The organism is Candidatus Methanoperedens sp. (genome assembly GCA_012026795.1).
In the GTDB taxonomy this organism is placed as follows: Archaea; Halobacteriota; Methanosarcinia; order Methanosarcinales; family Methanoperedenaceae; genus Methanoperedens.
Genome location: VEPM01000007.1, coordinates 1 through 13,615, shown reverse-complemented (window position 1 = coordinate 13,615; position 13,615 = coordinate 1). Strand labels below are relative to the sequence as shown.

At 42.2% G+C, this 13,615-nt stretch carries 3 protein-coding genes; all 3 read left to right on the top strand.

The annotated features are described in order from the left end of the window. Positions 1 to 40 precede the first annotated feature (40 nt). Complete coding sequence (recQ, locus tag FIB07_02855; GenBank protein NJD51785.1) at positions 41 to 2,032, top strand: DNA helicase RecQ; 1,992 nt, start codon at positions 41 to 43, stop codon at positions 2,030 to 2,032. A gap of 68 nt (positions 2,033 to 2,100) precedes the next feature. Further along, the gene (locus FIB07_02850; protein NJD51784.1) at positions 2,101 to 4,614 is read left to right on the top strand and encodes a hypothetical protein; all 2,514 of its coding nucleotides are present in this window, start codon (positions 2,101 to 2,103) and stop codon (positions 4,612 to 4,614) included. A 206-nt stretch (positions 4,615 to 4,820) separates the two neighbouring features. Then, the coding region (locus FIB07_02845) for a hypothetical protein (protein NJD51783.1) at positions 4,821 to 13,615 on the top strand (8,795 nt) is incomplete at its 3' end.

Here is a 13,615-nt window from a genome sequence, read left to right as displayed (position 1 = left end):
ATAGAAACCATTATTGTTGTTGAAATTGTGAATGGCTTTTATGCAGGTTTGCATAACGTGCGAAGCATCCGGTAAATGCGGGTTAAAAGACGAAAGGCTTTTTGACCTGTGCCCGAAATTGAAAAACTTTGAAGATCAGAAAAAAATCGATATACCTTCTAATGGAACGGATCCTGTCATCGATTATAACATACTCAGGAGGTATTTCGGATACCCTGACTTCCGCCAGCTTCAAAAGGATATAATCCTTGATGTACTGAAAGGAAATGACGTACTTGTACTGATGCCCACAGGCGGGGGGAAGTCGCTATGCTACCAGTATCCTTCACTGCTTTTTAAAGGATTGACGATAGTTATCTCACCTCTTATTTCTCTGATGAAGAACCAGGTGGACAGCATGAGAATGAATGGCATCCCTGCTGAATTCATAAATAGTTCGCAGAGCTATCAGGATATAATAAAAATAAAATCCGCACTTTTACAAAACAATATCAGGTTATTATATATTGCCCCGGAAAGATTCACAATACCATCATTTCTTTCCTTCCTGAAGGGGCTTAATATAAGCCTGTTCGCTATTGATGAAGCCCATTGTATATCCGAATGGGGGCATGATTTCAGGCCTGAATACAGGCAGTTAAAGCAAATAAGGCAATATTTTCCGGATGTTCCCATAATAGCGCTAACTGCCACTGCCACCCCTAAAGTCAGGGATGATATCATCACCCAGCTTGCCCTTTCCGATTGTAAAAAATATCTTGCCAGTTTTAACAGGGAAAATTTGATCTATTATGTAAAACCCAAGCAGGATGCATTCAGGCATATCGTGGAAATCCTGCGAACAAAGCGGGGAGAATCAGGCATAATATACTGCTACAGCAGGAAAAATGTGGAAACTATTACAGAGGGCCTGAAAAATGCAGGATTCCGGGTGCTTCCATATCATGCAGGCTTATCTTCGAAAATAAGATCGCAGAACCAGGAAAAGTTCATAAAAGACGACGTTGATGTACTTATAGCCACAGTCGCCTTCGGGATGGGTATTGATAAACCCAATATCCGATTTGTGATACATCATGACCTTCCCAAGAATCTTGAAGCATACTACCAGGAGACCGGACGTGCAGGTAGGGATGGATTGAAGAGCGAATGCGTGCTTTTTTATAGTTATGGCGACAGGCAAAAAATCGAGTATTTTCTAAAACAGATATCCAATGAAAAGGAAAGACAAATTGCACAGAATAAACTTAACGATATAATAAATTTCTCTGAAACAAATCTATGCAGAAGAAAACTATTGCTGGGTTATTTTGGAGAGGATTTCAAAGAAAATAACTGCAAGGGCTGTGATAACTGTCTTATGCCGAAGGAGGAAATTGAAGCAACAAATGAAATAATGACCATACTTTCCTGCATCGATGAAATGGATGAGAGATTCGGCATAAATTATGTTATAGATGTGCTTATCGGGGGAAAGGGTAGCCGCCTACTGCAAAACGGACACTCTTCATTAGGATCGTACGGGTCGGGAAAAAACCTGCCAAAGAAAATGTGGCATGGGTTTATAAGAGAGCTTATCCAGCGCGGATATTTAAAAGTTGAAGGAGAATATCCAGTCCTTAAATTGAACCAGAAAAGCCGGGATATTTTATCGCTGTCAAGGAGCGGGGTTAAAAATGAAAAAATATACCTTGTAAAACCCCCGGCCATTGAAAAGCAAGGATTAATCGGGAACCATCATAAAATTCAGGAGGATACGCCGGATGCTGGTTTATTCGAGAAGCTCCGGATATTGAGGAAAACCCTGGCAGACGCCCAGAACCAGCCCCCTTATATGATCTTTAACGATGCAAGCCTGAAACAGATGGCATCGCGCCGGCCATGCAGCCCGGAGGATTTCAGGAAGATTACCGGGGTAGGAGATAAGAAGCTTGAAAGCTACGGAGGCATTTTTATAAGTGAGATTCGCAGGTTTTGCGAAAAACAGGATTGTAAAGGCCGCGATAATAAAACAAAGCTAATATATACATAAACAGCTTAAATCAAATGTCTGGAATTTGTGGATAGATAATTTAATTGAATATTATATAAATTACGGATATGGATAGGAAAATGGGAAACGATGCAGCTTATATGACTCTGAAAATCATTGCTCTAATCACATTTTATTTAGTCCTGATAATAGCCGTATCAACAGTTCCAATGTCTGCAACTAATTCTGCACCATCAAATGAAATTATTCCGGTTGTGATCGTTTTTAAGGAACAGCCAGCTCATGATATCAGCATCAAGACAAAAAATGAATATAAAAAGCAATTTGAAGATATCACAATGCCTGCAAAAAAAATTTACAGCAGGATAAAGCCGCACCTCATAAGTAAAAAAGGCAATAATGTTCAGGAACTCATCACTCTTGAACAATCTCTCCTGGCTGAGGATGAAAAAATATTACTTAACGAAACAGGGCATAAACTGGAATCAAAAACAAGGGACATGAGAAAAGAGATCCTCAATAAAACGACATTTCCTGTAGATAGGATCCAGGCGCCTATAATAGATAAGATCAAATTAAAAGGAGGCCGTATAAAATACAGCAGCAAGATATTTAATGCAATATCTGCCGACATACCGATTTCTTATATCAATGAGCTTTCCAGGGAGCAGTCGATCCATAAAATTTCCCGGGATTATTTAATAAATGCCAGTCTTGACATAAGTACACCTGCAATGGGAACGAATACCTTGTGGGAGAATGGTTATACAGGGGGTGTCCAGGATGCAGCAATTGTTGATACCGGTATCGATGGGACTCATCCGGCATTGAATGTGGATTATGCGTCTGTTTTCCATGAAGCCGGAAAATTAGATCCTTTATATCATGATAATCAATCTAAAACTGATGATCTGCAGGGGCATGGGACACATGTTGCCGGGATTGTGGCAAGCAATGATTCCACGTATAAAGGAGCTGCGTATGGTATTGATAAATTGATTAATGCAAAAGCGGGATGGCTGGACATTTATGGAAGAGGTTTAATGTATTTAAGCGATAGTATGGCTGCTATTGACTGGGCAATTTTTGGTAATCCTGATGATGCCGATGTTATCAGTTTGAGCTTTGGGGGTGGTGTATCTGATGGGGATAGCGAATGGGAGCATTTCTTTGATGCAATAGTGTATGACCTTGATATTCCTGCTGTCATTGCTGCAGGAAACTCCGGTCCAGGAGGTAGTACAGTGGGATATCCGGCGGGTGCATTTAATGTAATAGCAGTGGGGAATGTAAATGATATGAATACAGTATCACGCACAGATGACGTTCTTGCATCATCAAGCAGCAGAGGTCCTACGCTGGATGGAAGGATCAAGCCTGATATTTCAGCGCCTGGAACCGGCATAATGTCTGCAAATAATAAATGGGAAACCCAGGATGATTTCATATCATTGTCCGGTACAAGTATGGCAACCCCTCATATAACAGGGAGCATTCTTTTGATATTGGATTACAAAAACTTCAGGTGGAGACCTGAAGCGATAAAGGCCCTGATTCTTAACACAGCAGAGGATAAAGGAAATGCAGGGCCTGATTATGACTATGGTTTCGGGTATGTTGATCTTACAAATGCGTATATACACAGGGATGATGTAATCACAGATTCAATAAATGATGCGCCTGATGGACACGTGGAGAAGTATTATAGAGGGAATATTTCTACAGGAGAAAAAGCCACACTGGTCTGGAACAGGCATATTAATTATTCAGGTCCTGATTATCCCACAAACGTCTCAACTATATCCAACCTTGACCTTTACCTTTATAATGAAACAAGTGGTGCAGCGGCGGCATCATCAGTTTCAGATTTGAATAATGTGGAACAGGTTACATCAAATGCAAATTATAGTTCTGCTATATTGAAAGTCGAACCCGATGGAACCTTTCCGGAAGGTGTAATAATTGAAGATTATGCGCTTTCTACAGAATCCGGATTTGAGCAGACGAATCCTCCTAATTTGACTCTTAATATAACAATCCCGGATATTGTTGACAGTGGATGGGATTTCGAATTGAATGTAACTGTAAATAATACTGGTGATATGTCGGCCCATAACGTTAATGTGACTTTAATACTCATTCCGGGTTTTACAGTTTCAGGCCCGGACACTTTACCGCTTGGGACTATCGACCCGGGAAATTCAGCGTCTGCAAATTGGACCGTCAGGGCGCTCAATACCACAGTTACGACTTCATATGACCTGGAAGCAGCAGTCAATTCATCCTCATATGGTGAATACTTCTTAAAAAATGGGACGAATTCAATAACAGTATTATCAATGCCGCCTCGTGTAGAAGGTTTTGTATATCATGGTGGCACAGGGATTGCAGGAGCAACAGTGACTGCCAATACAAGTGAATCAACAACAGCAAATGAATCCGGGTTCTATTCCCTGCAATTGTTAAGTGGGGATTATATGCTTACGGCATTAAGTGAACCCGGATATTATCCAAATAATTCTGTTAACTTAACAGTTATGTCAGGTGTGAATGTTGTGCAGGATATTGAACTTATAAAAAAGCCGACGGGAAACGTAACAGGAAGTGTGACAAATACTTAGGATTTAATTAGATACAGCAAGTTTTAATAGGTCATAGATCTAAAAATATAACTCTATATTAAAAAAATGTATTCGTATTAATACGAATAAAAAATAGGACGATAGGATAAGGGGAATAACTCCTCTAACCAAAATGGATAGGACATGACAGCAAAAAATGTACCTGGGAATTCTATCAACTATTAAAAACAATATAAAAACCAAAAATGTTGGATGGGATAGGTATGATGAAAAACAGGGAAATCGTTATTTTGCAGGGCAAAAATGCTTTTATCATTGATAGGAATGAAACAAAATATAAGAAATGTGTCTGTTCTATATTAATATTATTAATAAGTTTATTATCTATAGCTGGTCCATCATTTGCTGCCCCGGCAACACCGAATGACAATTGGAAGCTTGTTTTCGATCCAGCCATAGACCAACCCAATAATTATTCTTCCAGTTTTACACCCAGAGTCTTGTTATATAACCAGGGTGGAAATCCTGTGTCGGGAGCAACAGTTACATATACTTATTTTGATGTCAATGGCAACACACAGATCGCAACTGGCACAGCAACAGGAAGCGGCAACTCATATTCAGGTGCTGCGATAAACATGATAAATTATGCTGGCAAATATATCAATGTTTTATTCTCTGTTTCTGCAGGTTCAAATACGCTCCAGGAACAGCATGTGTTTTTTGCAGGAGAATCAAATGCAGCGCATGGTGCCATCTGGAAAATTGAAGTTTTTAATACATCAATTGGCCCCTCCTGGAATGGAAATTCAAACCAAAAAATATATATGAAATTATATTCTGATGCAGGAATACCATTCAGGAACAACTTTGATATCCCCACAATAGCAATCTGGGATTCCCTCCATACAGTTGTCCAGGCTGCAACAGCCATGACGTATGAAGAGGATGGCGTATATTCATATAACATTTCAGGGTATGCCAACAGGGAATATTATTTTGAAATTTATAACCAGTGGTCTGGTGCCCCTACGGGAAGCACTAAAGGTTCAAAAAAATATACAAAAAGTTATGCAGGTTTCTATCTGGAAGCAAACAATTCCCAGGGCGATGAGTCAGCACCCGAAATTGTCTCTGTAGAACGAAAACCCTACTTCCCTGTGGACGATGACTTCGTAAATATTACAGTACATGCTGTGGATAATGTGAATCTTGCTGCACGCACTCTTTATTTCACAGTAAATAACCAGACAGTCCAAACCAAATCGATGAACGCCCTGACAGGAATTGAGTACAGGGCAACCCTGGATCCTTACCTTTTAGAAGACAATATCAGGTATAACGTAACAATAAGCGATGGAACAAATATTGCATCATCAGCCGAGTACATGTATAATGTGCAGGACAACAGGGGTACACCAAACATGTCCCATTCTTTCCTTAACCATCCTGTTTACTGGTTTGGCAAATCACGACAGGCGAGCTTTGTGGATAATGGCGGGGATACGAATTACGATGGCGTATATACCACAACGGAAAAAGATAATGTAGCTTATCTTGCGGTCAATAAAGATTATGAATTCTTTAAGGATATGACCCGGATCAAAGTCCAGACTATAATCATGGATCAGACTGGAAAGCCTGTCCAGCATCTTACCAATGTAAAAGCATGGTTATCAAATAATACTACCCAGACAGCAGGTACCCATAACAGGGAAAAATCAATGACAGAAGTACCTGGTGAGAGCGGCGTTTATTCAGTAACATGGGAAGGCTCAGCTAATGTATCCGGTAGCAATCTTGTCTGGAATGATGATGCTAAAGCCATCTGGGGAAGATATACAAGCGGAGAAATATACAGCGTTTATATTGATGTTAACAATGATGGCCAGCCTGAAGAGAATTTAACGTGGCTTGCATATAATTTCGGAGACACATTCTGGGGTTCTGCTGAAGCTGGTAAGACCTGGGATAGTCACTCTGATATAGAAACCCCGGGTATGACATGCGGGAGAACAAGCTGTCATGATATGGTCGGGGGCCTCACAACACGAACACTCGGGGATCCTGCTTGCCCTGATTGCCATGGTGTCTATAAGAATGCAAATGGCGGTACATTCCCGGTAAATTCAGGAACTACAGCCCAGAAAGATGCAATGATCTATGGGAACAGCACAAGTCATCCAAGGAGAAATAATACCAATGCCACTTATTGCGGTGATGAAACCTGCCACAATGTCGCATGGGGTTCGTCATCTGCCCCTCTGCCTGCAGTGGATATTCCGGGTTATCCTGCAGGAACAAGATTAAACGGCACATTCCGTGCTGAATATCCAAACCCCATGCAGTGCGCTGAACACCATAATTACAAGGGAGGAAAAATACCTGTTGAGGAAGGCCATAACAGGATGGTGGCATGTAAATATTGCCATGGAGGAAGTCACGATAATAATAAACTCCTTTCTTATGAAGTATCGATAAATGGAACTAATAAATCAAATGTCGATAGGGGCACGCCCGGTTACGTGGGTGCAGGAGGAGTCAATGGCAGTGGTAACTATGCAGGGAACTGCTATACTGGCTGCCATAGAGTCCAGGTTGAACATTCACTTACCGGGAAACCAGGAGGGGCGGCGGAAAATAAATTTGTCCCATGCGATGAATGCCATAAAGATTACAATAACGCACCTATGCACCAGGAAAGCCTTTTCCCGTATGATAACCGGAGTACATGCGGGGCATGTCATCAGGACAAGGGTACAATTTACGCATACAATACAACAAATGGGCTGATACTGAACCCGCCGAGAATACCGAACCCGCAGACCCATGCCCAGCAGACAGGATTCAGGTGGAATAATACCGGTTTGAGACCATACTGGGTAGAGAATGAAAATTCATGCAGGTATTGTCACGGCAGATCCTATAATGAAGCATACGGCCTGGGCAGAATTAGGAGTTTCATGGGAAATAATCAAATCAACGGCACTATTAATTCCACAAGCTACTGGTGCAGTGCATGCCATGTAAATACCAGCACACAAAATTATACGAACATGGTGAATGTTTTCAATTATTCTTTTGGAGTGGTGCCCCCTGAGATTACTGGATCTACGTGGAAGTCTAACAGGAGCGGTTACGATGACCACAACAATACAAGTAAAATAAATAAGTCGGATTCAAGCACTTACAGTGACGAAAAATGTTACTTCTGCCATGGGGGGAATATACTACAATCAGCAGGTCTTGATATCTTGCTTCATAACGTTTCTCAGGGCCAGGATGGCGGTCCTGATTGCATAGGCTGCCATAATAGCGCGATTGGCGGAGGTAAACAGGTAAACTTTACGGCCATGAACGGCACGGAAGCCGTTCACAAGGACCTGAACAGCAATGCGTCTAATGGCGGTTTATCAGATGAGAATAAAAAATGCTGGGCATGTCACGGCGATGGTTCGCAACCATCGGGTCATCCGGCAAGATACAAAACACCATCCAATTGTGCTGACTGCCATATCAATTCATCAATTCCGTTCGCAGCGCTGCAAGTCTCACAACACTACTGGAACGGAACAAGTATCGCCTCTGCAGCGACAACGAGCTGTTACGACTGCCACAACAAGAGCGAAATGATGCTTGGTGCAAACCTTGATCCTGACGGGGCAGGAAGCGTATACGGAGGAGCAAACGGGGGAAGCGGCAGTTCGAGCCATTACGGAAAGAAAAGAGCGGATTATAAAAATATGCAAGATACAAATAATTATTGTTACAGCTGCCACAACAATGTTTCAGCCGTATTCCCGTTCATCGATAATAACAATAAGACGATAAATAATCATTCAGTAAACTACCCATCAACCAATCCAGATTGTGCAGACTGTCACTTTACAGGAAGGTTACACGATTCCACACTTACTAATCCGACATTTAGCCTCTCAAACTCAACACTTTGTGAAGGTTGCCACGGCCTGACCGGCTCAGCAGTAATAAAAAATAAAGAAAAACATAACGGTTCAGTAGAATGTAGCCAGTGCCACCTCAACTCAACAAGGAGTATTCATCCTGTCAGATATCTCAACCAGGACAGAATTTCCTGGGATACATCAAATACCAGTGCTGTCAACTGTACAAACTGTCATCAATCAGGATTCGAAAATGCTCCGATCATCCCTTATCCGTCAAAGCATTCAAACAACCTTTCAAATGGCAGTCTCTGGAACAATACCACTTACTGGACTTCAGAAGCAAGTTCATGTAGTTATTGCCACGATAATACCAGCCATAACTCCACAGCTCTTGGAGCAATTAACATTCTTCTTACAGATATTAATAATACAAGGAAAGGGCAAATTTCCACAACGACCTGGTGTGCTGACTGCCATTACAATGATGCCTCAAATTCCAATTATAAGGGAAATCTATGGAACCCGATCCCACCGCTTATAACTGAAAATAATACGAATAAAGATTATTGGATAAACCACAGCAGCTACCTTAATTCAGGCTACAGGGATAACGTTTGTGAAACATGTCACGCAATTAACGGCAGTTCATCATTAGATTCAATGAATTATTCACACAGTCTTGATGAAGGAGTAGCAGGCGGTCCGGATTGTATAAGCTGCCATAATACCGAACTGGGTGGAGGCAAACAGGTAAATTTTATTGCAATGAACGATAGCAATTCCATTCACAAGAACCTGAACAGCAATGCATCTAACGGCGGTTTATCAGATGAGAACAAGAAATGCTGGGCATGTCATGGCGATGGTACCAAACCCACGAGCGGCCATCCAGACAATTACAAGACCCCATACAATTGCGACCAGTGCCATGTACCCGGGGTGGGCCAGAACCTGAACTTTACTCCAACCGACACATTACTAAATGTCACTGCACATTACTGGAACAGTACCAATATCGGCACTGCAGCAATAACAACCTGCTATGACTGCCACAATACCAGTGAAATGATGCTTGGTGCAAACCTTGATCCTGACGGGGCAGGAAGCGTATATGGAGGAATAAATGGAGGAAGCAACAGCGTAAGTCATTATGGCAAGAAAAGAGCGGATTATAAAAATATGCAAGATACAAATAATTATTGTTACAGCTGCCACAACAATGTTTCAGCCGTATTCCCGTTCATAGATAATAACAACAAGACGATAGCCAATCACTCGGTCAACTATCCATCAACCAGTCCAGATTGTGCAGACTGTCACTTTACGGGAAGGTTACACGATTCCACACTCACTAACCCGACATTTAGCCTCTCAAACTCAACACTTTGTGAAGGTTGCCATGGCCTGTCCGGCTCAGCAGCAATAAAAAATAAAGAAAAACATAACTCAACTATGGAATGCAGCCAGTGCCACCTGAACTCGACCAGGAACATACATCCTGTCCAGTATCTTAAGCAGGACAGGATTTCATGGGAAACATCAAAGACAAACGCAGTAAACTGCACGGACTGCCACCAGTCTGGATTCTCAAATGCCCCGATCATTCCTGATCCGTTAAAGCATTCAAACAACCTTTCAAACGGCAGTCTCTGGAATAATACCCCGTACTGGACATCAGGAACGGATTCGTGCTATTACTGCCATAATGATACAAAACACGGTTCCAATGCTCTTGGCAAAATAAGCATTCTGTTAAGCGATCTTAATAATACCAGGAAAGGGCAACTCACGATTACCTCATGGTGTGCAGATTGCCATTACAATGATGCATTAAATACTAATTATAAAGGGGATTACTGGAACCCGATCCCGCCGCTAATAACTGAAAATAATACCGGTAAGGATTATTGGATAAACCACAGTGGCTATATTGGTTCGGGATATAAAGACGATGTTTGTGGAAATTGCCATGCGATAAATGGCAGTTCATCATTAGATTCTAATAATTATTCACATAGTCTCAACGAAGGAACAGTAGGTGGTCCTGACTGTATTAGCTGTCACAGCGTTGCTATTGGCGGCGGTAAACAAGTAAACTTTACTGCAATGAACAATTCAGGATCCATTCATAAGAACCTGAACAGCAATGCATCTAATGGCGGCTTATCAGATGAGAACAAAAAATGCTGGGCATGCCATGGTAATGGAAGCAAGCCCCTGGTGGGACATCCTTCAAATTTCAAGTCACCATACAAATGTGAAAATTGCCATATACCTGGCCCAAGCCAGAACCTGAATTTTACACCTGCTAGCACAATACTCAATATCAGCCAGCACTTCTGGAACGGAACAAGCATCAATACAACAGCGATAACAACCTGTTATGACTGCCACAATACCAGTGAAATGATGCTTGGCACAAACCTTGATCCTGACGGTGCAGGAAGCATTTATGGTGGAGCAAACGGGGGAAGCGGCAGCACAAGCCACTACGGCAAAAAGAGACCGGATTACCAGTCAATCCAGGATACCAATGACTACTGTACCAGATGCCACAACAATGCTTCCACTATTTTCCCATTTACAGACAATAACAACAAGACGATAGCCAATCACTCGGTCAACTATCCGTCAACCAACCCCAATTGTTCAGACTGTCACTTAACAGGAAGGTTACATGATTCCACACTCACTAATCCGACATTTAGCCTCTCAAACTCAACACTTTGTGAAGGTTGCCATGGCCTGTCCGGCTCAGCAGCAATAAAAGATAAAGAAAAACATAACTCAACTATGGAATGCAGCCAGTGCCACCTGAACTCGACCAGGAACATACATCCTGTCCAGTATCTTAAGCAGGACAGGATTTCATGGGAAACATCAAAGACAAACGCAGTAAACTGCACGGACTGCCACCAGTCTGGATTCTCAAATGCCCCGATCATTCCTGATCCGTTAAAGCATTCAAACAACCTTTCAAATGGCAGTCTCTGGAATAGTACCCCCTACTGGACATCAGGAACGGATTCATGCTATTACTGCCATAATGATACAAAACACAATTCCAGTGCTCTTGGCAGAATAAGCCTTCTCCTCACGGATCCGAACAATACCCGCAAAGGTGACCTTACGACAACCACATGGTGCGCTGACTGCCATTACAGTGATGCATCAAATTCCAATTATAAAGGGGATTATTGGAACCCGATCCCACCGCTAATAACCGAAAATAATACCGGTAAGGATTACTGGATAAACCACTCAGGATACCTGAGTTCAGGGTACAAAGACAAGTCATGTGAAAACTGTCATGCCATTATTGGAAATTCATCAAAAGATTCAAATAATTACTCGCACAGTCTCGGTGCTGGCACAGGAGGAGGTCCGGACTGTACCTTCTGCCATGAAATTGGAGGTCTGGCCCCGAAAACTGTCAATATAACAGACTTTAGAATGAGTATTCATAAGAACTTAAATGGTGCAGATACTGATGTTAACAGGTCATGCTATGCATGTCATGGCGATGGGAATGCCCCTGAAAGCGGTCATCCTGTTGAATACAAGACACCAAAGAAATGTGCAGATTGCCATTCACAGGGTAACTATTCAGCCCGGATAATCCAGAACCATATACCTCCAAAACTTCCAAACGATCCGGGCAGGATCATCTCAACAAATGCATATTGCACTGACTGTCATAACAACAGCATCAATAACTTCGCATATACACGCAATGGAAGCGTGAGCCATTACGTAACAAACACTTCAATATTAAAACCAACAGTTAACCGGACCAATTTGCCCGTGTTCGGATTCTTTACCGCATCAGATGCCTCGGATCACAATAAAGAGTGCAATAATTGTCATAAGAATTATCCATTCAATCAGACATACGGGAACGCTACACAGATAGAATATGGCCATACATCAACAGCAGCATGCGACCAGTGCCATGTTACAATGAATGCCTCTGGCCTGCATGATGGTTCGCTTATTGTGCCGCAGACGTTTAATTGCCTTGATTGCCACTCAACAAACGCATCAAAATACAATGCACCCAATATTTCAGGAACCACAATGGCAGCATATCCGGCCACAAGCTGTGAAAGTAGCGGCTGCCATGGCCAGGGTGTAACAAATGGTCTTCTTGATACCCTGAATAAACATAATATCGACAGGAATTTTTCAGGCACACCAGGAACTGCAGGCACGGTTTATCTAAATGGCCAGACAGCAATTACTGTTACCAGTGGAGCCCAGGTCACAGTAGCATCAACAATAAATGACATTTCAGGAGGAAGTTATTATGCAAGCCGTGCTGGCGGTGCAGAGTATTACATAGATTCAGATCCAGGAATAGGAAAAGGCATTGCCCTGAATGCAACAGACGGTTATTATGACGCAGTAAACGGTGCATGGGAAAACGTGACCGGGACGATCGATACAACCGATCTGTCAGTTGGGACGCATACAATTCATGTGCGTGGAATGGATATCGGGAAGCAGTGGAGTGCATCTTCAAATGCGATACTGACCATTAAGTCAGGCATATCCTATATCCCATCTGTACCTGTTTCTCTTACAAATGCACAGGGGAACTTCTGGATTAACCATACATGGCAGGCTGGAACCGGGAATATTACTGACAGCTTCAACATAAGTGTGAACGGTTCATGGGTAAATGGTACAAGTATCAATTATTCCAATAATTCTGTCCAACCTCACGGATGGAGCAATATCAGTGTGTGGGCATATAACAATTCAGGCAACGGAAGTTTGAGCCTGACAGCCGCATCAGACAATATCCCGATCGCCAATAATAATCCTGTCATAGCCTGGATCGGAAACAGAACAGTTGCAGAGGGCAGCCTATTGACATTTACAGTATCTGCAACCGATATAGATTCGGATATCCTGGTTAATGCTACCAGTGCGACAAAAGGAATATTCGATCCGGCAACAGGCCAGTTCACATGGACACCCGGTTACACAGACCAGGGGATTTATATCTGGAACTTTAACTCAAGCGACAATTTCGGTGGAACAACAGACCAGACAATAACGGTGACAGTAATTAATATACCATTATCAATAACATCTTCAATACCCGTAACCGACCCCACAAGTACGGAAAG